The organism is Bacillota bacterium (assembly GCA_029961055.1).
Taxonomy (GTDB): domain Bacteria; phylum Bacillota; class Sulfobacillia; order JAIMAT01; family JAIMAT01; genus JAIMAT01.
The window spans coordinates 17,945-44,047 of the sequence record JASBVM010000031.1; the positions used below are offsets into that span (position 1 = coordinate 17,945).

At 73.1% G+C, this 26,103-nt stretch carries 19 protein-coding genes and 1 pseudogene; 3 read left to right on the forward strand and 17 right to left on the reverse strand.

The window, feature by feature from the left end:
• Positions 1–260: 260 nt before the first annotated feature.
• The gene (locus tag QJR14_08125) at positions 261–1,157 is read left to right on the forward strand and encodes a universal stress protein (protein MDI3317564.1); all 897 of its coding nucleotides are present in this window, start codon (positions 261–263) and stop codon (positions 1,155–1,157) included.
• Here QJR14_08125 and QJR14_08130 read toward each other — a convergent pair.
• Entirely contained in the window at positions 1,093–4,650 is a 3,558-nt protein-coding gene (locus QJR14_08130; protein MDI3317565.1) for a pyruvate carboxylase, read from the reverse strand. The two genes, QJR14_08125 and QJR14_08130, sit on opposite strands and share 65 nt — an antisense overlap.
• Before the next feature lie 223 nt (positions 4,651–4,873).
• Here QJR14_08130 and QJR14_08135 point away from each other — a divergent pair, with 223 nt between their 5' ends.
• Both QJR14_08135 and QJR14_08140 read left to right on the forward strand, forming a co-directional pair.
• Complete coding sequence (locus QJR14_08135) at positions 4,874–6,100, forward strand: MFS transporter (GenBank protein ID MDI3317566.1); 1,227 nt, start codon at positions 4,874–4,876, stop codon at positions 6,098–6,100.
• 180 nt (positions 6,101–6,280) lie between these two features.
• On the forward strand, positions 6,281–7,243 hold the full coding sequence (locus QJR14_08140) for a trypsin-like peptidase domain-containing protein (GenBank protein MDI3317567.1): 963 nt from the start codon (positions 6,281–6,283) through the stop codon (positions 7,241–7,243).
• A 265-nt stretch (positions 7,244–7,508) separates the two neighbouring features.
• Here the strand turns inward: QJR14_08140 and QJR14_08145 are convergent, their stop codons facing one another.
• The 16 genes and pseudogenes from QJR14_08145 to QJR14_08220 all read right to left on the reverse strand — a co-directional run.
• Positions 7,509–8,204: an ABC transporter ATP-binding protein gene (locus QJR14_08145; protein ID MDI3317568.1), complete on the reverse strand. Its 696-nt coding sequence runs from the start codon at positions 8,202–8,204 to the stop codon at positions 7,509–7,511.
• Between the two features lie 59 nt (positions 8,205–8,263).
• Complete coding sequence (locus QJR14_08150) at positions 8,264–8,980, reverse strand: ABC transporter ATP-binding protein (protein MDI3317569.1); 717 nt, start codon at positions 8,978–8,980, stop codon at positions 8,264–8,266.
• Positions 8,977–9,993, reverse strand: a complete 1,017-nt coding sequence (locus QJR14_08155; protein ID MDI3317570.1) for a branched-chain amino acid ABC transporter permease — start codon at positions 9,991–9,993, stop codon at positions 8,977–8,979. Before QJR14_08155 ends, QJR14_08150 begins: the two co-directional genes overlap by 4 nt.
• A complete protein-coding gene (locus QJR14_08160; protein MDI3317571.1) occupies positions 9,990–10,853 on the reverse strand; it encodes a branched-chain amino acid ABC transporter permease in 864 nt (287 codons plus the stop codon). The genes QJR14_08155 and QJR14_08160 overlap by 4 nt, the downstream gene beginning before the upstream one ends.
• Positions 10,854–10,905: 52 nt before the next feature.
• Entirely contained in the window at positions 10,906–11,574 is a 669-nt protein-coding gene (locus tag QJR14_08165) for a DUF5668 domain-containing protein (GenBank protein MDI3317572.1), read from the reverse strand.
• Positions 11,575–11,689: 115 nt separating this feature from the next.
• On the reverse strand, positions 11,690–12,946 hold the full coding sequence (locus QJR14_08170; GenBank protein MDI3317573.1) for an ABC transporter substrate-binding protein: 1,257 nt from the start codon (positions 12,944–12,946) through the stop codon (positions 11,690–11,692).
• 338 nt (positions 12,947–13,284) lie between these two features.
• Entirely contained in the window at positions 13,285–15,114 is a 1,830-nt protein-coding gene (locus QJR14_08175) for an ABC transporter ATP-binding protein (GenBank protein MDI3317574.1), read from the reverse strand.
• Complete coding sequence (locus QJR14_08180) at positions 15,105–15,896, reverse strand: energy-coupling factor transporter transmembrane component T (protein ID MDI3317575.1); 792 nt, start codon at positions 15,894–15,896, stop codon at positions 15,105–15,107. The genes QJR14_08175 and QJR14_08180 overlap by 10 nt, the downstream gene beginning before the upstream one ends.
• The gene (locus QJR14_08185) at positions 15,893–16,498 is read right to left on the reverse strand and encodes an ECF transporter S component (protein MDI3317576.1); all 606 of its coding nucleotides are present in this window, start codon (positions 16,496–16,498) and stop codon (positions 15,893–15,895) included. Before QJR14_08185 ends, QJR14_08180 begins: the two co-directional genes overlap by 4 nt.
• Before the next feature lie 121 nt (positions 16,499–16,619).
• Positions 16,620–17,954: an aminotransferase class III-fold pyridoxal phosphate-dependent enzyme gene (locus QJR14_08190; protein MDI3317577.1), complete on the reverse strand. Its 1,335-nt coding sequence runs from the start codon at positions 17,952–17,954 to the stop codon at positions 16,620–16,622.
• 105 nt (positions 17,955–18,059) lie between these two features.
• Positions 18,060–18,793: pseudogene (locus QJR14_08195) on the reverse strand (ABC transporter ATP-binding protein).
• A gap of 13 nt (positions 18,794–18,806) precedes the next feature.
• Positions 18,807–20,960 (reverse strand): ATP-binding cassette domain-containing protein, encoded by a 2,154-nt coding sequence (locus QJR14_08200; GenBank protein MDI3317578.1) that lies wholly within the window; start codon positions 20,958–20,960, stop codon positions 18,807–18,809.
• 13 nt (positions 20,961–20,973) lie between these two features.
• Positions 20,974–21,918: a branched-chain amino acid ABC transporter permease gene (locus tag QJR14_08205; GenBank protein MDI3317579.1), complete on the reverse strand. Its 945-nt coding sequence runs from the start codon at positions 21,916–21,918 to the stop codon at positions 20,974–20,976.
• A gap of 117 nt (positions 21,919–22,035) precedes the next feature.
• Entirely contained in the window at positions 22,036–23,274 is a 1,239-nt protein-coding gene (locus tag QJR14_08210) for a branched-chain amino acid ABC transporter substrate-binding protein (protein ID MDI3317580.1), read from the reverse strand.
• Between the two features lie 378 nt (positions 23,275–23,652).
• A complete protein-coding gene (locus tag QJR14_08215) occupies positions 23,653–25,053 on the reverse strand; it encodes an MFS transporter (GenBank protein MDI3317581.1) in 1,401 nt (466 codons plus the stop codon).
• Positions 25,054–25,102: 49 nt separating this feature from the next.
• On the reverse strand, positions 25,103–26,103 hold a 1,001-nt coding region (locus QJR14_08220), incomplete at its 5' end, for a DUF4097 family beta strand repeat-containing protein (GenBank protein ID MDI3317582.1).

Consider the following 26,103-nt stretch of genomic DNA (forward strand, 5'->3'; position numbering starts at 1 on the left):
GCTCGCCCACCGGATCCGCGAACCCCGCCGCGATGGCACCAGCAATCCCCGATGGGGTGCCCCTCCTGCGCAGGACGGCGCCGCCCGCCGCCTGACGGGGGCGGGATGGCCGGGACCGGCGTACGGCCGGCCCCAGCAGGCGTAGCGGCGCGGGCCTGAAAGGCCGCATGGGATTGGGTCCGTGGCGGCTGCGGGCGCATCCGTCGGGCCCGCTTCCCGCCCGGCCGGCCGTAGTGTACGTTGGCAGGGACACGGAGGAGGTGGGGATCGCCATGCGCATCCTGGTCGCCACCGACGGCTCGGAGACGGCGCTGGCCGCGGCGAGGTGGGCGGCTCTCCGCCTCCCGGACCTGGACGAGGCGGTGGTGCTCTCCGTCTGGCGGACGCTGCCGGAGGTGGCGCGGGCCGCGGTGGAGGCGGCGGCGGCGCCGCTGGAGGCGCGGCTGCCCGGCCGCGTGAAGACGGAGACGAGGCAGGCGCGGGCGCTTCCCGGCGTCGTGGGCGCCATCCTCGAGGCGGTGCGGGCGCACTCGGCCGAGCTGGTGGTGATGGGCAGCCGGGGGCTGAGCGAGCTGCAGGGGCTGATGCTGGGCAGCATCTCCCACGGCGTCGTGCAGCGGAGCCCGGTGCCGGTCCTGGTCCTGCCGCTCTCGGCGGAGGCGGCGGGGGCGCGGCCGGCCGCGGCCGCGCAGGCCGGCGGGACGCCGGAGCGCCTCCGCCTGGTGGTCGCCAGCGACGGGTCCCCCACCTCCCTGGCGGCCGCCCGCTGGGCGGCGGACCACCTGACCGGCGCGGAGGCGGCGGTCGTCTCGGTCGCCCGCTTCGCCGGCCCTACCGTCGCCTCGGGCCTGGCCGGCTACGAGGCCTGGGAGGAGGCCCACCGGCGGGCGCTCCGGCGCGCGGGCGAGGCCGCGCAGGAGGCGGCCCGGGCCTTCGGCGAGGGCCATCCTCCCGCCGAGGTGCACGCCCTGGAGCTGCGCGAGGCCTCCGTGGCCGAGACGCTGGTGGACTTCGCCACCGGCTGGGGCGCCGACCTCCTGGTGCTCGGGAGCCGGGGCACCGGTGAGCTGGCGAGCCTGGTCCTGGGCAGCGTCACCTACGCGGTCCTGCAGCGCTGCCCGACGCCGGTGCTGGTGGTGCCGGCTCGGCGCGCGTAGCTTCCTCCGGCTGGAGCAGGAGGAGGAGGTCGCCGGGCTCGACTTCCTCGCCCTCCCGGAGTTCGACCCGGGCGACGCGCCCGTCCATGGGCGCGGTCAGCGTGGTCTCCATCTTCATCGCCTCGAGGACGAGCAGCGGCTGGCCGCGGTGGACGCGGTCGCCCGGCTGGACGCGCAGGCGGGCGAGCCGGCCGCGCAGGGCGGCGCCCACCTGGGCGGGGTCGGCCGGGTCCGCCTTGGCCCGCGGGGTCCGGGCGGGCGCGCGCTGCAGGTCGGTCACCCGCGTCTCGCGGGGCGAGCCGTTCAGCTCGAAGAAGAGCGTCCGCTCCCCCCGGTCGTCCGCCTCGCCCACGGCGTTGAGGCGGATGGCGAGGAGCTTCCCCGGCTCGATCTCGGCGGTGGTCGCCTCGCCCGGGGCGAGGCCGTAGAAGAAGACGGGCGTCTCCAGGACGGAGGTCTCGCCGTAGCGCTGCTGGTGGGCCACGAACTCCTCGAAGACCTGCGGGAAGAGGAGCCAGGAGAGCACCTCGCGGGAGGTGGGGATCCGCCCCATCAGGCGGGCGAGCCGGCGCGAGGCCGCCTCGAGGTCGGCCGGCGGCAGCGCCGCGCCGGGCCGCTCCTCCAGCGGCGGCTGGCCCTTGAGCACCGCGCGGCGGAGGCGCTCCGGGTAGCCGTACGGCGGCCGGCCCAGGAGGCCGCGGAAGTAGTCGACCACCGAGGCGGGGAAGTCCAGCTCCTCCGCCCGCTCCTCCAGCTCCTCGGGCCGGATGCCCCGCTGGACCAGCCAGAGGGCGAAGTCGCCCACCATCTTGGAGCTGGGCGTCACCTTGACCGGTTCGCCCAGGAGCCGGTCGACGGCCGCGTAGGCCTCCAGCACCTCCTGCCAGCGGTCGCCCAGGCCGAGCGCCTGGGCCTGCTGTCGCAGGTTGGTCAGCTGGCCGCCCGGCACCTGGAAGCGGTAGACGGAGGCGTCGGGGCCGCCCGGCTCCGCCTCGAAGGGGGCGTAGGCGCGGCGGACGCTCCGCCAGGTGCCGTCCCAGGCCTCCAGGTCGCGGGGCGAGAGGCCGGGGTGGCGCCCGCTTCCTTCCAGCCCGGCCAGGATCGCCTGGAGGCTGGGCTGCGAGCTGCCGCCCGCCATGGCGCCCACGGCCGCGTCGGCCAGGTCGAGGCCGGCCCCGGCCGCGGCCAGCACCGTCGCCACGCCGGTCCCCGCCGTGTCGTGGGTGTGGAGGTGGATGGGCAGGTCGACCGCCTCGCGCAGGGCGGTGACCAGCCGCCGCGCGGCCTCGGGCTTGAGCAGCCCGGCCATGTCCTTGATGGCGAGGAAGTGCGCCCCCGCCCGCTCCGCCTCCCGCGCCAGGCGGACGTAGTAGGCGAGGTCGTAGCGCCGCCTTCCCTCCTCCAGCAGGTCGCCCGTGGTGCAGATCGCCACCTCGGCCACCTTGCCCGCCTCGCGCACCGCCTCCACGGCGACGCGGATGTTCTCCAGGTCGTTCAGGCTGTCGAAGATCCGGAAGAGGTCGACCCCCGCCCCGGCCGCCTCGCGGACGAAGGCGCGGACCAGGTTGTCGGGGTAGGCGCCGTAGCCCACCAGGCTCTGCCCGCGCAGGAGCATCATGAAGAGCGTCTCGGGCAGCTCGCGGCGGAGCGCCTCCAGCCGCGCCCAGGGATCCTCGCGCAGGAAGCGGTAGGCGCTGTCGAAGGTGGCGCCGCCCCAGACCTCCATGGCGAAGAGGCGGCCCGCCGCCGGCGCCGCCGCCCGCGCCAGCGCCACCAGGTCGCGCGTCCGCACCCGGGTGGCCAGGAGCGACTGGTGGCCGTCGCGCAGGCTGGTCTCGCAGAGGAGCAGCTCCCGCCGCTCCCGCGCCCAGCGGGCGAGCGCCTCCGGGCCCTCTTCCTCCAGGAGCCGGCGCGGGGAGCGCGTGGATTCCTCGCGCGCGGCGCCGGGGGTGCGGGCGCGGCCGGCCTCCCCGGGGCCCGCGGCGCCCGCGCTCCCCGCCCGCGGGCGGGGAGCGCCCGCCGGCACGCCGGCGAAGGCGGCGCCGTTGACCGTCACCTCGCCGATGTACCGGAGGAGCTTCGAGCCCCGGTCGCGCCGGACCGGGAAGCGGAAGAGCTCCGGGTGGCTCTCGACGAAGTCGACCGTCGCCCGCCCGGCGAGGAAGTCGGGATGCCGGACCACGTTCTCCAGGAAGGGCAGGTTGGTGCGCACCCCGCGCACGCGGAACTCGCGCAGCGCCCGGTCCATCTTGGCCGCCGCCTGCTCCAGGCTGCTCCCCCAGGTGCTCACCTTGACCAGGAGCGGGTCGTACCAGGGGGTGACCTCCGCCCCGGGATGCCCCGCGCCCACGTCCAGGCGGACGCCGAAGCCGCCCGGCGCGCGGAAGGCGGTGATCCGCCCCGTGTCGGGCAGGAAGTCCCGGGCCGGATCCTCGCTGGTCACCCGGCACTGGATCGCCACCCCGCGCGGCTCGACCCGCTCGGGGTCGGGCAGGATGCCGCCCAGCTCGCCCAGCCTCCAGCCCTCGGCGATGCGGATCTGCGCCTGGACCAGGTCGACGCCGGTCACCAGCTCGGTCACCGTGTGCTCCACCTGGATGCGCGGGTTCACCTCGAGGAAGGCGAAGCGGCCGTCCGCGCCGACCAGGAACTCGACCGTGCCGGCGTTGACGTAACGCGCGCGCCGCATCAGCTCCACCGCCGCCTGCCGGAGCTCGCGCCGCAGCCCCGGGTCGAGGCCGACCGCCGGCGCCATCTCCACCATCTTCTGGTGGCGCCGCTGGACCGAGCAGTCGCGCTCGCCCAGGTCGATCACCGCGCCGGAGGCGTCCGCCAGGATCTGGACCTCCACGTGCTTCGGCCGCTCCAGCGCCACCTCGAGGTAGAGGTCGGCGCGCCCGAAGGCGCCGGCCGCCTCCCGGCGCGCGGCGGCGAGCGCCTCGCGCAGCTCCTCCGGCGTCCGCACCAGGCGGATTCCGCGCCCGCCCCCGCCCGCCACCGCCTTGACCATGAGCGGGAAGCCATGTTCCCGGGCGAAGGCGAGCGCCTCCCCGTCGCCCGTCACCGGCTCCTCCGTGCCGGGAAGGACGGGCACCCCCGCCTCCCGGGCCAGGCGCCGGGCGGCCAGCTTGTCGCCGAAGAGCTCCAGGTGCCCGGGCTCCGGCCCGATGAAGGCGATCCCCTCCCGGCGGCAGGCGCGGGCGAAGTCGGCGTTCTCCGACAGGAAGCCATATCCCGGATGGATGGCGTCCACCCGCTTCTCCCGCGCCAGGCGGACGATCCCCTCGATGTCCAGGTAGGCCGCCACGGGCGAGCGCCCCGCGCCCAGGGGATAGGCCTCGTCCGCCTTGACCCGGTGGAGCGAGGCGAGATCCGCCTCGGCGTAGATGGCGACGGTCCTCTTGCCCAGCTCCGTGCAGGCCTGGAAGACGCGGGTGGCGATCTCCCCGCGGTTGGCCACCAGGACCCGGTGGAAGTCGCGCTTCCTCTCCACCCCTCCGCCCCCTCGCGACGAACCGCGGAAGTCCGGTTCCGGTTGCCCGGATTCTCGCGGGTCACCTTACTCCAAGTCAATACCCCCCGCTCCTCCGGCTCCGTCTCCGAGGCACCGCGCGCCCTTGCCGGGAAGCCGGCGGCCGGTGTACGTTACTTCCTACTCTTTCACTGGAACTCGTGCGACCTGTGCCATCACCTGGACGGAGCCCGGCGGCCAACCGGTGCTCCCCGCGGAAGGAAGCGAGCCTACGAACGCCACCTCGGCCGCCGTCGACCGGCCCCTGCCCGCGACCCGGGTGCCGCGCGCCGTCTGGGCGCTGAGCGGCGCCCACCTGCTCAACGACCTGATGCTCGCCGGCGTCGTGCCGGCGCTCCTCCCCCTCTACCGGTCCGCCTTCCACCTGAGCTACGCGCAGGCGGGCGCGGTCCTCCTCGTCTCCAACCTGACCTCGTCGGTGATGCAGCCGCTCTTCGGCTACGTGACCGATCGCCTGCCGAGAAGCTGGTTCCTGCCGCTGGGGGTCTCCCTCTGCGTGGCGGGGGTGGCGCTGACCGGGGCCGCGCCCTCCTACGGCTGGGTGCTCGCCCTGGTGACGCTGGCGGGGCTCGGCTCGGGCCTCTTCCACCCGGAGGCCTCCCGGGCCACCCACCTGGCGGCCGGCCCCGCCCGGGGCGCCGCCCAGGCCGTCCTCCAGGTGGGCGGCAACCTGGGGATGGCGCTGGGCCCGCTGGCGGTCTCGCTCCTCATCCTGCGGACGGGGCTCCGCGGCCTGCTGGGCTTCCTGATCCTCGCCCTGGCCGCGCTCCTCCTCACCGGCGCGGTCCTCCCCTGGTACGGCCGGCTGCTCCACCGGGAGGCGCTGCAGCCCGCCGCCCGCGCCGGCCGGAACCGGCCCTGGGCGCTGGCGCTCCTGGTGCTGGTGGTGGTGATGCGCTCCTGGTCCCAGATCGGCGTCGCCGGCTTCCTGCCCATGCTCTACAGCCAGCGCCACATCCCGCTGGCGCGGGGCGAGCTCCTCACCTTCGTCTTCCTCCTGGCGGGCGCCGCCGGCACCTACCTGGGCGGACTCCTCTCCGACCGGATCGGCAGGAAGTGGCTTCTCCTCGGCTCGATGCTCCTCTCGATCCCCTTCGCCTGGCTGGTGCCGCAGGCCAGCGGTCTGCTGGCGGTGGCGACGCTGGTCGCCTTCGGCTTCAGCATCCTCTCCTCGTTCGCCGTCACGGTGGTCTACGGGCAGATGCTCCTGCCCTCCAACGTCGGCCTCGCCTCCGGCCTGATGGTCGGCTTCAGCGCCGGCATGGGCGGCCTCGGTGCCATGCTCCTCGGCTCGCTCGCCGACCGCGCCGGCCTCGGCGCCGTCTTCACCGTCCTGGCCTGGCTGCCCGTGGCCGGCGCCCTTCTCACCCTGCCGCTCCCGCACGACCGGACGCTGGCCGGGGCAGCGTGACGTGCCCGGCCGGGCGACCGGCCGCGGGCGCCTTCACGGAGCACGCGGGCGCCGCGCCGCAGGCCTTTGACCTTCCTTGACTTTCATCGGCCGCCGGTCCAGGATGGGAGCACATGGAGGCCCCGACCGGCTCCGTGAACGGCACGTGACGACACGTGACGAAAGGAAGTGACCCTCTCCATGACCTCCCTCCCCGATCCCGAGCTCGACGAGCTCTCGCAGGCGATCAGCGGCGCCGCCGAGCGCGTCGGCCCGGCCGTCGTCCAGATCCGGAACCGCTTCCTGCGGGCGGGCGGCCGGAGCGGCGAGGGCCTGGGCTCGGGCATCCTCTGGCGCGAACCGGGGCTCGTGCTGACCAACGCCCACGTGGTGGAGAACGCGCGCTCGCTGGAGGTGAAGCTCCACGACGGCCAGGGCTTCGCCGGGCAGGTGCTGGGCGCCGACCCGCTCTACGACCTGGCGGTCGTCCGCCTGCAGGGCGCCCTGGAGCCGCTGCCCCTGGCGGACTTCGCCTCCGCCGCCCACCTTCGGCCCGGCCGCCTGGTGGTCGCCGTCGGCAACCCCTTCGGTCTCTCCTGGACCGTCACCTCGGGCGTGATCAGCGCCGCCGGGCGGTCGCTCCCGGTCGCGCGCGGCGTCTTCCTCGACGGCCTCCTCCAGACCGACGCCGCCATCAACCCCGGCAACTCGGGCGGCGCGCTGGCCACGCTGGACGGGCGGGTCGTGGGCGTCAACACGGCGATCCTCGCCGCCGGCCAGGGGCTCGGCTTCGCCATCCCCTCGGACATCGCCCTCCCCCTGGCCGAACAGCTGATCCGCCGCGGCCGCGCCTTCCACCCCTGGCTCGGCGTGGAGGCGGAGGAAGCGGTCCTTCCCCCCGCCGTCGCGCGCGCCCTGGGGCTTCCCGCGCACCGCGGCGCCCAGGTGCTGACCGTCCTGCCGGGCAGCCCGGCCGACGAGGCGGGGCTGATGCCGGGGGACCTGATCTACAAGGCCGACGGGCGGGCCGTCTCCTCGGCCGCCGAGATCCGGGCGCTCCTCTACGGCCGGGCCGCCGGCGAGCGCGTGGAGCTGGAGCTGCTCCGCGACGGGACGGTCCTGCGGCGCGAGGTGCGCCTCGCCGAGCTGCCGATGGCGCGCTGAAGGCGGGCGGGTCCGAGCGGCTTGGGGGCGCCGGGGGTGGTTCAGGCAAGCTGCGTTCCGACGGTCTGGACGTACCGGTAGGTTCGGAGCGGCAGGAAGAACCCCGTACCCCACGACCACCGCACCTGTTGCGCACCCGGCCCGGACCGCCCCCTACCCCCCGACTCCGCGGGCACGCGCCGCCCCCCAGGTTCCGGGACACAGGCCCGCACGCGCTCCAACACGCTCCACCCGGCCGCCGCCGGCCCTACAACCCCTGCAGCCCCTACAACCCCAGGTACGCCTCCCGGATGCCCGGGTCGCCGGCCAGCTCGGCGGCCGGGCCGGAACGGACGATCCGCCCGTGCTCGATGACGTAGCCCCGGTCCGAGATCTCCAGCGCCTCGAGCACGTTCTGCTCGACGAGCAGGACGGTGACGCCGCGGGCGGCGATGGAGCGGACGGTGGCGAAGACTTCCTCGGTCACCCGGGGGGCGAGGCCGAGCGACGGCTCGTCCAGGAGGAGGAGCCGCGGCTCCGACATGAGCGCCCGGGCGATGGCCAGCATCTGCTGCTCGCCGCCGGAGAGGGTGCCGGCCGCCTGGTGCCGCCGCTCGCCCAGGATCGGGAAGAGGTCCACCATCCGCTCGAGGTTGGCCTGGCGCCGCGGGCGGACCCGCGCGATGCGGCCGCCGAGGAGCAGGTTCTCCTCCACGCTCATCTGCGGGAAGAGCTGCCGCCCCTCGGGGACGTGGGCGATGCCCAGCTCGACGATGCGGTGGGCAGGAAGGCCCGTGATCTCCCGGCCCGCGAAGCGAACGCCGCCCGAGGGCGGGCGGAGGAGGCCGGAGATGACCCGGAGCGTGGTCGTCTTGCCGGCGCCGTTGGCGCCCAGGAGCGTCACCACCTCGCCCTCGCGCACCTCCAGGTCGACGCCCCAGAGCGCCTGGAACTCGTCGTAGAAGGCGGTGACGCCGCGCACCGAGAGGAGCGGGCCCGGCCGCGAGGTCGCCGACGGGGGCGGGGTCGGAGTCGAGAGGGTCACGGCGCTTCCTCCCTCCGGGCGAACTTGGTGCCGAGGTAGGCCTCGACGACGGCCGGGTCGCGGACCACTTCCTCGGGGCGGCCGGCGGCGAGCCGCGTCCCGTGGTCGAGGACGATGACACGGTCGGCGATGGAGACGACCACGCGCATGATGTGCTCCACCCCGCCCACGGCGGTGACGCCCATCTCGGGGAGGCGGCGCAGGATGCCGACGAAGGCGTCGGCCTCGGCGGGGCTCAGCCCCGCCACCACCTCGTCCAGGAGGAGGAGCTCCGCGCCGGTGGCCAGCGCCCGGGCCACCTCCAGCCGCTTGAGCGAGGCGACGGGCAGGCTGCCCGCCTCCACCCGGGCCAGCTCCCGCATCTCCAGCCGTTCCAGGACCTCCAGCGCCCGCCGCTCCGCCTCCGCGTAGGTGCCGGCGCGCAGGAAGGCGCCCAGCATCACGTTCTCGACCACGCTCAGGTGGGCCAGCGGCTTCGGGATCTGGAAGGTGCGCCCCACCCCCATGGCCGTGATCCGGTAGGGGGGCAGCCCCTGGATCGGCAGGCCGCGGAAGCGGATCACGCCGGCGTCCGGACGGAGGTAGCCGGTGATCAGGTTGAAGAGCGTCGTCTTCCCGGCCCCGTTGGGCCCGATGATGAAGACCACCTCGCCCCGCTCGACGGTGAAGCTGACGTCGTGGGTGGCGACGAGGCCGCCGAAGCGCTTCGTCACGTGCTCGAGCTCGAGGAATGGCGTGGCGATCCCTCCTCCCCACTCAGGCTTCCGGCGAAGGGGCCGGGCTCCCTCTGCGCGCGCCGCCGGCTCCGCCTCCCGAAGAAGCCGATCACCCCCCCGGGCAGGAAGAGGACGACGAGGATGATCAGGATCCCGTAGATCAGGAGGTGCGCCGTCTGGAAGACTTCCTTGAAGAGCTCGGAGGCGGTGGTCAGGATGACCGAGCCGAGCACCGGCCCGAGGGCGGTGCCGGCGCCTCCCAGCATGGCCACGATGGCCGCCTGGTTCGAGATGTCGATGGAGAAGATGTAGTCGGCCTGGATGTAGTGGAACGAGCTGGCGTAGAGCGAGCCCGCCAGCGAGGTGATGGCGGCGCTCGGCAGCAGCGCCAGCAGCTTGGTCCGCGCCGGGTTGACGCCCACCGCCATGGCCGTGTCCTCGTCTTCGCGGATGGCCATCAGGTAGTAGCCGAAGCGGGAGCGGTCCGCCCAGAGGTTGAGGGCGTAGGCCACCGCCGCCAGCAGCACCGCCGCCGCGTAGAAGGCCCGGTCGGTCGACGCGCCGGCGAAGAGGGCCGGCGTGGGCAGGCCGACGGCGCCCCCGGTCAGGTCCTTCAGGTTGAGGACGAGCAGGCGGAGGATCTCCGCCGTGGCGATGGTCGCCAGCGTGAAGTAGGGGCCGCGCAGGCGGAAGGTGATCGAGCCGATCAGGAGAGCGGCCACCACCGAGAAGCCCACCCCGCCCAGCACGCTCCACCACGGGTTCCAGTGGAGGTCCCGGACGAGCAGGGTGAAGGCGTAGGCGCCCACGCCGAAGTAGGCCACGTGTCCGAGGCTCAGCTGCCCCGCGTAGCCGCCCACCAGGTTCCAGGCCAGGCCGAGCGCCGCGAAGACGAAGATGCGGAAGAGGACCTGGAGGTAGTAGCTGTTCTGCACCCCGAAGGGGACGAGCAGCAGCAACAGCAAGGCCACCAGGCTGCCCAGGTAGAGCCGCCGCCGCCCGCCGCTCATGCCCGCTGCCTCCCCAGCAGCCCGCTCGGCCGCAGCAGGAGGATGGCCAGGAAGAGGACGAAGTCGACCACCTGCGAGTAGCTGTCGGTCCAGAAGTAGCCGGTCAGGCCCTCCGCCACGCCCAGGATGAGGCCGCCCAGCGCCGCCCCCTCCACGCTGCCCATGCCGCCCAGGACCACCATCACGAAGGAGCGGAGCAGCAGCGGGTCGCCCACCGTCGGGTAGAGGTAGAAGAGGGGCAGGAGGAGCGCCCCGCCGGCGCCGGCGCAGGCCGCCCCCAGGCCGAAGGCGGCCGCCGAGACCCGCTCCACGTCGATCCCCATCAGCGGCGCCACGTCGCGGTTCTGCGCCACCGCGCGGATGTCCCGCCCCAGCTCCGTGCGGTAGAGCACGACGTAGACGAGGCCGATCACCACCGCCGCCACGGCGAAGGAGAGGAGATAGCCCGCGCTCAGCCGGAGCGTCCCGACGCGGACGACGGCGTTGGCCATGGCGAGGTTGATCTGGCGGTAGTCCGCGCCGAAGAGGAGCTGCGCCAGGTCCACCAGCGCCAGCCAGATCCCGGTGGTGAGCAGGATCTGCATGAAGTCGGACTGGCCCATCACCGGCCGGACCAGCCCCCGGTAGAGGAGCCAGCCGAGGGCGAAGAGCGCCAGCGCCGCGAGGAGCCAGCCCCAGTAGGGGTTGATGCCCAGGAGCGTGAAGGCGAAGTAGGCCGCGTACATCCCGACCATGACCAGCGCGCCGTGCGCGAAGTTGACGATGCGCATGACGCCGAAGACGACCGCCATGCCGATGCCGATCAGCGCGTAGAGCCCGCCGGTCAACAGCCCGTTGAGCACGGTCTGAAGGATGACCAAACGCCCGCCTCCCCCGCGCCCGGCTCGGAGTCTCCGTCCCGCCGGGTGCTTCTCAGTTCTGGATCACGATCCGGCCGAAGACCGGGAAGCAGGTCACCCGCAGCGTGGCACCGGCGGTCCCCGGCTGGTCGGCGAGACGGGTCTCGTTCCGCCACCCTCCGAAGACCTGGAGCCCGTCGGCCACCACCCGCCACGATTCCGGAACCAGGAGCCTGACCCTGCCGAAGACGGCCACCAGGTCCATCTCCGCCCCCTCGGCGGCGAGCCGGGCGCGGCGGAGATCCAGCACCGAGCCTCCGAAGATCGCGGTCACGCTGCCTCCCCGAAACGCCTGCGACAGGATCGGGGTTTCGGTGCTTCCGAAGAAGCCGATCAGGTCCACCGTGTCGAGCGCGAGGCCGGCCCATCGGCGCGACCCCCCGCGCCCCGCCAGCAGCCAGAGCCCGGCGACGACCAGGACCGCCGCCCAGAAGAGGCGGCCCACGTCGACGCCCAGGAGGTGCAGCGCGTCGACCTGCAGGTAGAGGCCGACGGCGATCAGGATGAGCGACAACCCTCGCGAGGCTGGCCGCGTCACCAACTGGACGAGGCCGAAGAGGACGACGGCCGACGGCCAGTAGGTTCGGAAGACCACGCCGAAGTCCCAGACCCCGAGCGCGTCGAGAAGGTAGCCGACTCCGAGGGCCAGCAGGAAGAGGCCGATCCATCGCCTTGTCGTCATCGACGCCGTCAACGCCTCCCTCGCACGCCCGCGCCTTCCTTCCCGAACCACAGAGGAAGCGGGTGGCGCTCCGGACCCCTTCCGCCGGCGCCACCCACTCTCCTCGGCCCGCGCGTCAGCGCTGGTTCCAGGCCGGCGTCGGGTAGATCGGCTTGGCCGAAGCCGCGTCGGTCGGCCAGACGGTTGCGAACTTCCCGTTCTGCACCTGCGAGATCAGGACCGGGTGCGGGTTCTGGCCGCTCTCGCCGAAGCGGACCGGACCGAAGGCCGTCTGGATGTCGATCTGGTGCAACGCCTGCTGGATCTTGGCCGGGTCGAGCGAGCCGGCCTTCTCGATGGCCGCCGCCGCCGCGTAAAGCGAGGCGTACGCCTCGGTGGCGTGGTAGGCCGGGTGCGAGCCGTACTTCGCGAAGAACTTCTGGTCGAACTCCTTGGCGCCGGGCCAGCTGACGTCCGGCAGCCACTGGTTGACCGAGAAGGTGTACTCGGCGTCCTTCCCGGCACCCTTGTCCGGCGTCGGGAACTCGGCCGCGCTGAAGCCGGTGCCGGCCGCCGTGAAGTACTTCGCGTTCAGGTCCACCTGGCGCGCCTGGTGCATCAGCGTCACCGCGTCGAGGAGGTAGCTGGCGAAGTAGATGGCGTCCGGATGCTTCGCCTTCACCTTCTGGAGCATCGCCTTGTAGTCGGGGGAGCCGGCGTTGTACCCTTCCTCGTCGATCACCCGGATGCCCCCGTCGGCCGCCGCCTTCCGCATGGACTTGTCGTTGGACTGCCCGAAGTTGGTGTTCTCGTAGATGATCGCCATGGTCTTGGGATCGCCGTTATGCTTGAGGAAGTCGACCATGGCCCGCGCGTAGTCGCCCGACCCGGCGCAGATGCGGAAGATCCAGGGCGAGCCGCTCTGCATCACGTTGTCCGCGACCGCGGTCGGGATGATCAGGGGGATCTGCTTCTGGGTCATGACCGGGACGATCGCGTACGTGCTCTCGCTCGAGTAGGACCCCATGATGAGCGGCACGTGGTCCTGGTCGACCAGCTTGGAGACGCACTGGACCGCCTGGTCGGGCTTGGACGTGTCGTCGCACTTGTCCAGCTCGATCTTCTTGCCGAGCACACCGCCCTTGGCGTTGATCTCTTCGAGCGCGATCTCGTAGCCGCGTATATGCGCCTGGCCGAAGGCGGCCTGCGAGCCGGTCTCGGAGGTGATGAAGCCGATCTTGATGGTGCCCCCGGAGGCTCCGGCGGAACTCGAGGAGGACGAAGCCGGGGACGCAGAGGACGAGGGCTTCGATCCGCCCTGGCCGCCGCACGAGGCGGCGAGGAGCGCCGCGGCGACGAGGACGACCCCCGCAAGACGGGCGTGTCGGAGCAAGCGCGCATCCCTCCCGGATGGACGACGTGGCGTACAAGCGCTGATTGGACACTTTCCGTCTCTTTCCTCCCGCAGCAAGCCCGTTTCGCCTTGGAACGCGGCGCAGGTTGTGCGGTTCCCTTCGGGGCGCCCCGCGGCGTTCCCCGGCGCCCCGCGGCATCGCTTCCAACGAAGCGGGGGCCACCGCCGGGTGAGGAAGACGTGGGTGGTAAAGGCCAGGATCGCTCGACGGGTGCTGGTTTCGGCCGCCGGCCACCCACGGGTATGCGGAAGACGGACGAAGGAACCCGCTACCGGGCATGGTCGCCGCAGAGCCCCCCGGGCGGCGACACCGTCCCCTACCCCCCACCTTGGCCTCTCCCGGGACACGGACCTTTTCCAGGAGAGACATGCCCGGGGCGCCCTCCACCGCGCAGGAGGCCCGTCACCTCCTCCACCAGCCGGGCCACGGTCGGCGTCGGCGCCGCGAGCCCGAGCCGCGCGCCCAGGATCGCCGGCTGGGGCGGCTCCAGGCCGGCCCGGGCCAGGAGCTCCGCCTCGCCCAGCAGCGCCTCGGCGGAGCCGTCGGCCAGCACCCGGCCCCGGTGGAGCACCACCACCCGCTGCGCGCAGCGGGCCACGAACTCCATGTCGTGGCTGACGAGCAGCACGGTCCGCCCCGCCCGGACCAGCCCCCCGATCAGGGCGAACAGCCGTTCGAGCCCGCGGAAGTCCTGGCCGATGGTCGGCTCGTCCAGGAGCAGGGCGGGCGTCTCCATGGCGAGGACCGAGGCGATGGCGACCAGCTTCTGCTCCCCGAGGCCGAGGTCGTAGGGGTTGAGCTCGGCCGCCCACTCCAGGCCCAGGGAGGCCAGCGCGTCGCGGGCGCGGCGGCGGGCCTCGGAAGGCGCCACGCCCAGGTTGAGCGGGCCGAACATCACCTCGTCCAGGACCCGGGGCTTGAACAGCTGGTCCGAGGGGTTCTGGAAGACGAGGCCGACCCGGCGGGCCAGGCGGGCGACGGTGGTGGTGCGCGTGTCGACGCCCCCCACCTCCACCGTCCCGGCCACCGGCTTGAGGAGACCGTTGAGGAGGCGGAGGAGCGTCGACTTGCCGGCGCCGTTCTGGCCGACGAGCGCGGTGGCGCCGGGGCCGAACTCCAGTTCGAGGCCGTCGAGGACGGGCTCGGACGGGTCGTAATGGAAGCGGAGGCCGCGGAGCCGGATGACCAGGCCGGAGCCGTCCGGCTGGCCCTCCCCCGCCCGCGCCTCCCCGGCCCCGGCGGGACCCGCACGGGAAACGCCGGCGGCGCCGGCGCCGGCGCCGGCTGCCGGAGCCTCGCCCAGAACCTCCCTTCCCAGGTCCGCCGCCTCCTCCACCGTCACCGGGTAGAGCCCGTCCCGCGCGCGCCAGCCCAGGGCCCGGCAGGCGGCGGTCACCGGTGGGCGGGCGACGCCCCGCGCCTCCAGGTCCTCGCGGGAGAAGAGCTGGCGGGGACTCCCCTCCGCCACCAGCCGCCCCGCGTCGAGGAGGAGCAGCCGGTCGGCCCAGGCGGCCAGGCGCTCGACCTTCTGCTCGGCGATGAGCACGGTGGTCCCGCCGCGGCGGATGGTCTCCAGCGCCTCGAAAACCTCGCGCGTCCCGGCGGGGTCGAGCTGGGAGGTGGGCTCGTCCAGCACCAGCACCTCGGGCTCCAGGACCAGCACCGAGGCGATGGCCAGGCGCTGCATCTGGCCGCCCGAAAGGGTGAAGGGGTTGCGCTCGGCCAGGCGGTCGAGGCCGAGCAGGCGCAGCACCCGGTCGATCCGCCGGCGCATGGCCTCGCGGGGGATGCCCGCGTTCTCGAGGCCGAAGGCGACTTCCTCGTAGACGGTCAAGCGGGCGCCGGTGATCTGGGTGAAGGGATTCTGGAAGACGAGGCCGGCGTGGCGGCTGAGTTCGGCGACGGGCGTGGTCTGGGCGTCACGCCCGAGGAGGCGGACGCTGCCGCCCACGGCACCCCGGTAGAACTGCGGCACCAGCCCCACCAGCGCCTGGCAGAGCGTCGACTTGCCGGCGCCGGTGGGGCCGATCAGGCCGACCACCTCGCCGCGGCGGAGCTGGAGGCTGACGCCGTCGAGCGCCGGCTTCGCGGCGCCCGGGTACCGGTAGCGGAGGTCGCGGACCTCGACCACGGCCTCTACGGCCATCGGCCCACCCCGCCCGCCACCCGCAGCAGGAGCGCCAGGAGAAGGAAGAGCGCCGCCAGGCCGCGGAGGAGGAGCGCCCCGCGCCCCACCGCTTCCTCGCGCAGGAACGTCCGCGGGCCCCGGGCGGAGAAGCCGCGCACCTCCAGCGCCAGCGCGCGCTCGTGGGCGGCGAGGAGCGAGCCGGTGACGAGCGGCGTGACGAGAGGAAGCAGGGCGCGGAGGCGGACGGCGAGGCTTCCTTCCGTCTCCATGCCGCGCGAGCGCTGCGCGTCGAGGATGGTGGAGGCGGTGGCCACCATGGCCGGGATCACCTGCAGCACCGCCACGATCACGTAGCCCAGGCGCGGCGAGAGACCGCGCCGGACCAGCGCCTCCACCAGGTCCGAGGGCCGCGTCGCCATCACCAGGAGGGCGGTCGCGGTCAGGATGTCGAAGAGGCGGAGCGCCAGGAGGAGCCCGAGGAGGAGCCCCTCGCGGTAGAGGACGAGCGGCCCGGCCCGGAGGACGGGGTGGAGGTTGCCCGGGTAGACCAGCCCCTGGACGACGAAGAACGTCACCGCCAGGAAACCGGCGCCGGCCAGGACGGGCAGGAGCGCGCGCAGGAGGCCGGCCGAGCCCAGGACCGCCGCCAGAAGGAGCCACAGGCCGAGACTGGCCGGCGGGGCCGGCAGCACGAAGACCAGCGCCACGGCCGCCAGCGCCAGCCCCAGCTTGGTCAGGGGGTCGAGCCGGTGGAGCCAGCTGTCGCCGGGGACGTAGAGGCTCGAGCCGCGCGCCCTCACAGCCGCTCGATCTCGCGGACCGGTCCGAACGACCGGACGAAGCGCTCCGGCAGGGCCCGGTAGACCAGGTAGGCGACGAAGACCGTCACCACCTTGTCGGGCAGGTCGACCGCCGCCTCATCGACGAAGGAAGCCAGCCAGACCGGCCAGCCCGACCGGACCAGGACGGCGTAGATCGCGTCCCCCCAGACGTTGCCGGTCTGGCCGTGCCAGAGGAGGACGTTGATCGGCGTGGAGACGACCGCCGCCACCGCGGCCACGATCAGGCCGGTCACCAGCGCCCGGGCCGGCGTCCGGATCCAGCCGGCGAAGGCCAGGTAGCCGGCGGCAAGGCCGATGCCGAGGCTCGTGATCAGGTACCAGAAGGAGACGGGGTCCGCGGTCAGGCCGTAGATCGCGTTGTTGACGGCTCCGGAGAGGGCGCCGATCCAGGGCCCGGCCAGCATGCCGGAGAGGATGGTGCCGACGGAGTCCAGCCAGAGCGGAAGCTTGAGGGTGGCGGCGAAGAGCTTGCCCACGTAGTTGATCCCCACCGCCACGGGGATGAGGGCGAGCGAGAGCGTGGTCAGGCGAAACGACCAGACCTTGCCTTCCTGGGCCATGCGCGGGCACCCCCTGGGCGCCGGGCCGGCTCGGCTCGGCCCGCCTGCCCTGATTTGAGAGGGAGTATTGGCCGGACGCCGCCCCGTTCCCTTGCGGTCTCCCCCGCCCCGCCGGCTCCGGCTACTCGCCGTGGAGCACCATCTCCTCGGCCACCCGGGCGGCCGCCTCCACCACCCGCTCGATCTCCTCCTCGCCGTGCGCCGCCGAGAGCGCGCCGCCCCCGTTGACCAGGTAGACCCCATGGGCGAGCATGCCCAGGCGGAACGCGTGGTCGCGGCGGAAGAGGTCCGTCCTCCGCTCCACGTCCTCGTTGTTCCGGATCTCGGCCTCGGGCGGGTCGGGGAAGGCCACCGAGAAGAGCGAGCCGACGCCGAAGACGCGCGCCGGGAGGCCGGCGGCGGCGAAGGCTTCCTCGAGGCCGCGGCGGAGGCGCTCCCCCTTCGCCTCCAGCTCCTCGTAGAGCGCCGGCGCGCGCTCCTCCAGGTGGCGGACCATGGCCAAGCCGGCCGCCATGGCCGCCGGCATGGCGGAGAAGGTGCCGCCCCCCGCCAGGACCGCCTCCCCCTTCCGGCGGCCGCTGGTCGGGCTGGCCAGCTCCAGGATCTCTCGCCGCCCGGCGATCGCCGCCACCGGCATGCCGCCGCCGACCACCTTCCCCAGCGTGAAGAGGTCGGGCCTCACCCCGTAGCGCCCCTGGGCGCCGGTCAGGCCGAGGCGGAAGCCGGTGATCACCTCGTCCAGGATGAGGAGGGCCCCGGCGCGCTCGGTCAGCTCCCGGACCCGCTGGAGGTACCCGGGCTCGGGCGGGACGAAGGCGTTCTGGACCGGCTCGAGGATCACCGCCGCCAGCTCCGAGCCGTACCGCTCCACGGCGCGCCGGGTGTCCTCGAAGTCGTTGTACGAGAAGGCGTCCACCGCCTCGTCCACGCCCGGCGGCAGGCCCGCGCTCTCCGGCAGCTCCATGGGCGCGTGGACCGCCCGGGCCAGGTCGCTGTTGCCGCCGTGCCAGCCGCCGCGGGCCTTGAGGACCACCTTCCTGCCGGTGAAGGCCCGGGCGAGGCGGACCGCGTACATGGTCGCCTCCGTCCCGCTGACGCAGAAGCGGACCTCCTCGGCGGCAGGAAGCAACCGGACCAGCGTCTCCGCCAGCTCCACCTGGAGCGGGTGGACGATCCCCCAGTGCGCCCCCTCCGCCGCCTGGGCGAGGAAGCGCTCCATCACCGGCCGCGGCCGGTGGCCCAGGATGTGGGCGTAGTGGCCCATCCAGAGATCGACGTAGCGGTTGCCGTCCACGTCCCAGACGTAGGCGCCGTCCGCCCGCTCGACGAAGAGCGGGTAGGGGGCGAAGTAGCGCAGGTTGTGGCTGACGCCGCCCGGCGTCACGCGGCGCGCGCGCTCGTAGAGCCGCCTCGAACCGGGGGTCATCTCCCGGTAGCGCTCGGAGAAGAAGGACAAGGCTCTTCCACCTTCCTTCCCTCAGGATGGGGGCACCCGCTCGGTCCGGGCGCCCGCTCGGGCACCTTCTCAGGCACCGGCTCGGACACCTGCCCGCGCACCCCTTCAGGCGCCCAGGTACATCTCCTGCACCTCGGGGTTGTCCAGGAGCCGGGCGGCCTCGTCGGCCAGGGTGATCCGGCCCGTCTGGAGCACGTAGCCGCGGTCGGCGACGCGCAACGCCTGGTTGGCGTTCTGCTCCACCAGGAGGATGGTGATCCCGTCCCGCTTCAGCTGCAGGATCGTCTCGAAGATCTGCTCCACCAGCACCGGCGCGAGGCCCATGGAGGGCTCGTCCAGCAGCAGCAGCCGCGGCCCGCTCATCAGGGCCCGGCCGATGGCCAGCATCTGCTGCTCGCCGCCGGACATGGTGCCGGCCGCCTGGCGTCGCCGCTCCACCAGCCGCGGGAACATGGCGTAGACGTACTCCAGCCGTCGGCGGATCTGCGCGCGGTCCCGGACCAGGTAGGCGCCCATCTCCAGGTTCTCCTGCACCGTCAGGCGGGCGAAGACGTGGCGCCCCTCCGGCACGTGGGCCACGCCCAGCGCCGCGATCCGGTGCGGCGGAAGGCTCTGGATCGGCTCCCCCAGGAAGAGGATGCGGCCGCGCCGGGGCTGGACCGTCCCGGAGATGGAGCGGAGCGTGGTCGTCTTCCCCGCGCCGTTGGAGCCGATGAGGGTGACGATCTCTCCCCCACCTGCAGGGAGATCCCCTTCAGCGCCTCGATGGGACCGTAGAACGTATGGACGTCTTCCAACTCGAGCACAGGACGCCTTGCGATGACCCGCCACCTCCTCATCTCGCCCGCCGCCTCAACCCGCGCTCCGCCCGAGGTAGGCCTCGATCACCCGCGGGTCTCGCCGCACTTCGTCGGGCGTCCCCTCGCAGATCTTGGCGCCGTGGTCCAGGACGGTCACCACGTCCGAGATGCTCATGACCACCTTCATGTCGTGCTCGATCAGCAGGATCGTCAGCCCCATCCCCGAGCGGAGCTCCTCGATCAGCTCCAGGAGCGAGCCGGTCTCGCGCGGGTTCATGCCCGCCGCCGGCTCGTCCAACAGGAGCAGCCGCGGCTCCGAGGCGAGGGCGCGGGCGATCTCGAGCCGTCGCTGGCTCCCGTAGGGCAGGTTCCGGGCCAGCTCGTTCTCCAGACCCGCCAGGCCGACGTAGCGGAGGAGCTCCGCCGCCCGGTCGACCGCCTCCGACTCCTCCCGGCGCATGCGGGGGGTGCGGAAGAGGACGTCCACCAGGCCGGAGCGGAGATGGATGTGGCGGCCGACCAGCACGTTCTCCAGCGCCGTCATCTCGCGGAAGAGGCGGATGTTCTGGAAGGTGCGGCTGATGCCGCGGAGCGCCACCTCCTCCGGCTGGAGGCCGGCGACGGGCCGCCCCTGGAAGAGGATCTGGCCCGCGTCGGGCCGATAGACCCCGGTGATCATGTTGAAGAAGGTGGTCTTCCCCGCCCCGTTGGGCCCGATCAGGCTGTGGATCTGCCCTTCCCGGATCACCATGTCCACCGCGTCGATGGCGACCAGTCCGCCGAAGCGCTTGGTCACGCCGCGGGCATCCAGGAGGACCTCCTCCCCGGCCCCCTGGGGGCTCTCCTCCTGCCCGCGCCCGCCTCGGGGATGCGCCTCCGCGCCGGCGGCCGGCCGGCGCGAACCGGCCGGCGCGGGCGCCGGCGGGTCGGCCAGCACCGCCCCGGCCGCCTCGAGCGGGGCGGTCGCTCCGCCCGCCGTCGCGGCGCCGGCCGCGGTCAGCCGGACGTGGCGGCGGCGGGCCGGGATGAGGCCCGAGGGACGCAGGATGGCCATCACCACCAGGATCAGGCCGAAGACCAGCTGGTGGTACTGCGCCGGGTTCAGCTCCGGCGGGATCGTGAAGCCGAAGCGCGCACCCAGGCCGTTGAGCCAGTCCGAGAGACCGCCCAGCACCTGGACGTTGAGGAGCGTGACGATCGCAGCCCCCAGGGCGACGCCCGGGAGACTCCCCATGCCGCCCAGCACGATCATGGCGACGACGCCGATCGACTCCATGAACGTGAAGCTGGTCGGGTCGACGTACCCCTGCTTGGCGGCGAAGATGACGCCCATCACGCCGGCGAAGGAGGCGCCGGAGGCGAAGGCGAGCAGCTTGGTGGCGACCAGGGGGATGCCCATGGCCCGCGCCGCCGGCTCGTCTTCGCGCATGGCGGTCCAGGCGCGCCCGATGCGCGACTCCTCCAGGCGCTGGGCCACCAGGATGATGACGCCCACCAGCACCAGCGTGATGAAGTAGTAGTCGATGGGCTGCCCCAGCTGGACCGAGAAGAGCTGGGGCGGCCGGACCCCGGGGAGACCGATGGAGCCGTTGGTGATCTTGTTCAGCCCGGCCGCCAGGAGCCGGATGATCTCCCCGAAGCCGAGGGTGACGATGGCCAGGTAGTCGCCGTGCAGGCGGAGCACGGGGATGCCCAGCGCCGTCCCCATCAGCGCCCCCACGGCCAGCCCGAAGAGCAGGAAGGGCCAGAACCAGCCGCCGCCCAGCGGCCCGTGGATGAAGGGCAGGAAGTGGGCCGCCTGGCCCGTGGAGAAGATCGCCCAGAGGTAGGAGCCGGTGGCGTAGAAGGCGACGTAGCCGAGGTCGAGGAGCCCGGCCAGCCCGACCACGATGTTGAGCCCGAGCGCCAGAGCCACGTAGATGGCGACGGTGGTGGCGACGCCGACGAAGAAGGGGTTGGCCCCGGCGACCAGCGGGAAGACGACCGCCATCTCCACCGCCGCGATGCCGACCTGCCAGCCGGCGGGCAGCGCGCGGGCGCCGAAGACCAGCGCCAGGTTGGCCAGGAAGAGCAGAAAGGCGATGATCGACTGCGGGAAGACCTGCAGCAGGAAGGTGCTCAGCGCCAGGTAGGCGGCGAGCGTCACCAGCTGCCCGGTGCGGCCGCCGGGAAGCGGCAGCCGGTAGCGTCCGAGGGAACGGCGCATCTCGGCCACGACCTCACGTCCTCTCCTGGACCCGCTCGCCCAGCAGGCCGGACGGCAGCAGGACCAGCACCAGCACCAGCACGCTGAAGGCGACCACGTTCTGGAACTTCGTGCCGATGAAGCCGCCGCCCACCTGTTCCAGCACGCCGAGCAGGATCCCGCCCAGGAAGGCGCCGGGGATGTTGCCGATCCCGCCCACCACGGCCGCGGTGAACGCCTTGATGCCGATCTGGAAGCCCATGTAGGGCGTCACCAGGGTGTACTGGGTGGCGAAGAGCGCGCCGGCGGCGCCCCCCATGGCCGACCCGACCAGGAAGGTGAGGGCGATGATGGCGTTGACGTCGACCCCCTGCAGCGCCGCCGTGGCCTGATCCTCCGCCACCGCGCGCATCGCCTTCCCCGGCCGCGTCCGCCCCACGAAGAGCGTCAGCCCGACCATCATGAGGATGGCGGCCACCACCACCACGATGCTGTTCAGGCGGAGGGTGAGGGGGTTGGACAGCCCGGCGAGGTGAAAGCGGTAGACGGTGGCGAAGACGGTGGGGACGGGGAGGACGAACTTCCCCAGATGGATGCTCTCCACCAGCCGGACGAGATCTTCCAGGACGAAGGAGACGCCGATGGCGGAGACCAGCACGATCAGCGTGGGTGCGTGCCGGAGCGGGCGATAGGCGATGCGCTCGATGCCCACGCCCAATATCGCCGTCACCACCGCGGCAGGGACCACCGCGGCCAGGAGAAGGAGCCAGGGCGAGAGCGGGTGCCCGCCCGCGGTGAGCGCCTGGAGCACTTCGGTGCCCACGAAGGCGCCGACCATGAAGACGTCCCCGTGGGCGAAGTTGATCAGCTTGAGCACCCCGTAGACCATGGTGTAGCCGACCGCGATCAGGGCGTAGACGAAGCCGACCACGAGCCCGTCGAGCACCAGCTGCGGCAGCGTCTGCAGTGTGGTGGACATTGCGAACCGATCGCCTCCCATCGATCCCCCGTCGATGCGGGGACCACGCCGGGGGCCTGCGGAAGGGGGCCGGAACGTCGCCCGGCCTCCTCCCGCAGGCCGCCCGGCCTCATCCCCCTACTGGCCGACCCGATGGCCTTTCGGGTCGTACTGGGCCAGCAGCTTGGCGTCTCCGGTCGTGGAGGCGTTGGCGCTGGTGATCTGGTAGACGTAGTAGCCCGCGTACATGTTGTCGCCGATGTCGTCGAAGCCGACCTTGACCAGCGCACCCTGGTAGTCCTTGATGGCCCGGATCGCATCGCGCACCTGGGCCCGGGTGGGGAGCTTGCCGCCATTCTTCTGGATGGCGTCCTTCAGCCCCTGGAGGACGACGCCCATGGCGTCATAGCCGTAGATGGCGTAGGGGTCGGGGTTGTCGCCGTACTCCGCCTTGTAGGCGTCGATGAACTGCTTCCCGCCGGGCGTCAGGTCGGTGGGCGCCGCCACCGAGGTGGCGTAGACGCCGATCGCGTTCTCCTTCGCCGTGGCCACGAGACCGTTGGAGAAGACGCCGTCCGGTCCCATCCACTTGGTGTGGATCCCCTTGGCCGCCGCCTGGTTGAGCATCAGGGCGAAGCCCTGGTAGAGACCGCCGTAGTAGACCAGGTCGGGCTTCTTCTGCTGGATCTGGGTGAGCACGTTGGAGTAGTCGGTCTCGCTCTTGTCCACCGACTGGGAGCCGACCACCTGCAGGCCCAGCTCCTGGGCCTTCTGCTTGAAGGCGTTGGCCACGCCGGTCCCGTAGGCCGTGATGTTGTCGATGACGAAGACCGTCTTCACGCCCAGCTGGTCCTTCGCGAAGATGGCGCCCACGGGTCCCTGGACGTCGTCCCGGCCGCAGATCCGGCTGATCTCGGGGTACTTGTACTTGCTCGTCACGTCGGGGTTGGTGTTGGCCGGCGAGACGATGGGCAGCTGGGCCGGATGGTACTGCGCCTCCGAGGGGATCATCACGCCGGAGTCGAGGTGCCCGACCACCGCCAGCACCTGCGGATCGGCCGCCAGCTTCTGGGCGTTGGCCACGCCCGTGTTGGGGTCACCCTTGTCGTCCTGCGGGTCGAGCCGGACGTCGAAGCCCATCGCCTTGAACTGGTCGTACTCCTGCTTCAGCTTGAGCGCAGCGCCGTTCTTGAGCGCGATCCCCTGCACCGACTCGTCGCCGGAGAGCGGGCTCTGGGTGGCGATCTGGATCACCTGGAGCCCTGAATTCCCGCCGCCGTTGGCCGACTGTGCGCCGCCCCCACAGGCGGCCGCCAGCAGCAGGGCGGCGAGAAGGCCGGCGGCGCCGAAGGCGCGGTTCCAGCGAAGGTGAGGCATGAAGTCACCATCCTCCCAACGATGTGGAACTGCTGTTCTAACCGGGGCCCGCGCCCAGGGTCTTGCTCCCTTGTGCGCCTGCTGAGCCGGTATTGGCGTGGCATATACGGCGGGGTTGAGCTTTTTCCTGCAACGCCTTGTGTTGAAACCCGTCTGATTCGTCCGCTTGGACCTCTCCATTGACGCTTTGCGTGAATGCCGTTTCGCCTGTCGCGACGGGGTTGCGCCCAGTCCTGCATGGTCCTGCTTCCTCTGGGCGGCGATGGCTAAACTTCGCCCTGGCGCCGACGGACCTCCTTTCCGACCGCCTGGGCTTCGTGAGGCCTCTCAGGAGCGCTTCGCTCCTCGGCGTGATGAGCGGCGGCTTCCGCCGTCGCCTCAGCAGGGCGGGCGCAGCCAGAGGAAGCCGTGGCGCGCCCGCAAGTCCGCGGCGCCGGACCGCACCGCCCGGGTGGGCACGGGCCCGGCGGCATCCGCAGCAGGCAGCCCTGGCCCCGCCCCGTCCGGAGCCGGCCTCCAGGAGGACGTCCCGTTCCGGCGGCTCCTGCCCAGAGCCGCCAGCCTGACCCCGGGCGCCTGGCTGTTCACGACCCGCTCCAGATCGTCCTCCACCGGGGCGACCAGGCCGAGCCCCGCCGCCGCCGGGATGGCACCGAGGACGAGCCAGAGCAGCGGCAGCGGCAGACGGACCATGAGCGCGCCGAAGACCGCCACGCCCAGGGGCACCATGGCGGTGCTCAACCCGTTGACGATGCCGGTCATCCTGCCCAGCATCGCCTGGGGGACGGCGCGCAAGAACCAGGCGGACAGCGCCCCGCTCGCGAGACCGGCCCCCACCCCGACGCCGACGGTCGCCCCCGTCCCCCAGACGGCGTCGGCCCACGCCCCCAAGGCTGCGGAGAAGACGCCGACCGCCAGCAGGCCGGCCGCCACCAGGCTCCTGGTGCTCCGGCGCCTGGCCAGCCGGCCCAAGAGCACCCCGCCGGCCATCATGCCGGCGAAGAAGCCGCCGCTCATCACGCCGAGGAGCGAGGCGCTCCCGTGGAGGGGCCCCCTGACCCAGGCGGTCAGAAGGAGGTCCGTCGGCGCCAGGGCGAAGTTGCTCACCATCGCCGCCAAGAGGAAGCGCCGGACCATGCGGGACCGGGCCACGACCCCGAACCCCTCCAGCCACTCGGCCAGCAGGCCGCCCGCGCCGCGCGCCGTCCCACCTGCCTCGTCCACCCGGAGGAAGAGCAGGCTGCCGGCGAAGACCAGGAACGAGATCCCGTCCAAGAGGAAGAGGAGCGGCGCCCCGAGGACGTCCACCAGCACCCCGCCCGCCAGCATCCCGCCCAGCTGCGCCAGCGCCGTGCCGGACTGGAAGAGCCCCGTGGCCGCCGGGAGCTCCCCGGCGGGCACCACCCGTGGCAGGAAGGCGCCGAACGCCGGCGTGGCGAAGGCGCCCACCAGCTGCAGGCCGAGGACGAGGGCGAGGATGCCGGCCACCGGGGCCGCCCCGGCCGTCGCGCCGAACAGGACGACGCAGAGGAGGCCGCGGAGGACGTCTGCGGCGATCATGGTACGGCGCTTGGGCCAGCGGTCGACCCAGACGCCCGTGACCAGCCCGGCCAGGCGGGGCAGGGTCGCCGCCAGACCGGCCAGCGCCAGCGCGGCCTTCGAACCCGTGCGCGTGTAGACGTACCACGGCAGGGCGATGACGAAGAGGTTGTCACCGGCCTGCGAGACCAGCTGGCCCGCAAAGAGGACGGCGAAGTTCCGGTGCCTGAGGACCGACATGGGCCTGCCCACCCCTCCGGACGCCTGGACGCGCCTGAGCGACCTCGGCCTACATCTCCCGCAGGAGGCGGTCCGCCTCGTCGGTCGTGATCTCGCCGCGGGCCAGGGCCTCCAGGACCTCGCGGGCGTCGCCGAAGCGCCTGGCGGGCGCAGCCGGTGCCCGTGGTCCGGTCGGCCCGGCCTCTGCGGCCGGTCCCGGCGGCCCGGCCGGCCGAGCCGGCGCAGCCTCCGCCGCCCGCGGCTCGCCGTGGAGCCGGATGCTGCCCGCACCGGTCGTCAGCCGGATGCGCCCGGACCCGGGGCCGAGGACGTCCGCCGAGTGGACGCCGATCCCGCCCCGGCGGCCGAAGCGGATCCCGACGTCTCCGTCGATGCTTCCCGCCCCCGTCTGCATCTCGAGACGGCCGCCCCGGACCCCGTCCAGGTGGAGCGAGATGTCGCCGAACCCCGACTGCACCTCGATCTCGGCGTCACCGTCCGTCTCGGGCCGAAGCGTGACGCTGCCCGCCCCGGTATGGATCGTCGCCTGCCGGGAGATGCGCGCCGCGCAGTCGACGTCGCCGGCGCCCGAGCGGAGCTTCAGCGTCTCGAGGGTCCCGTCCCGCACCTCGATGTCGCCGGCGCCGCTCTGGATGGTGAGCGATCCGCGGTGACCGACCACCTCCACGTCGCCGGCGCCGCTCTGGATCACCAGCTCCCCCGAGCAGGAGTCCGCCCGCACGTCGCCGGCCTTCACCTCGACGCGCCCCGAGGCGGCCAACCCGGTCAGCCCCACGTCGCCCGTGGTCCGGACGTAGTAGCCGGCGAGCGTGGCGGGCACCGTCACCTCCAGCTCCGCCGCCTGCAAGGCCGCGAAGAGGAGGCCTGCGCGCCGCGGCATCTGGATCCGGACCCTGGAGCCCTCCTGGGACACCTCGGCCTGGGGCGGGAGGTCCAGGCGCCACGCATCGCCCGCGCGCACCCGCACGTCGGCGCGGCCGGCCCGGATCTCGAGTTCGCGGACCTCTCCATGGATTCCGTACGCGGCAGGCTGTTCCGCCATCAGGTCGC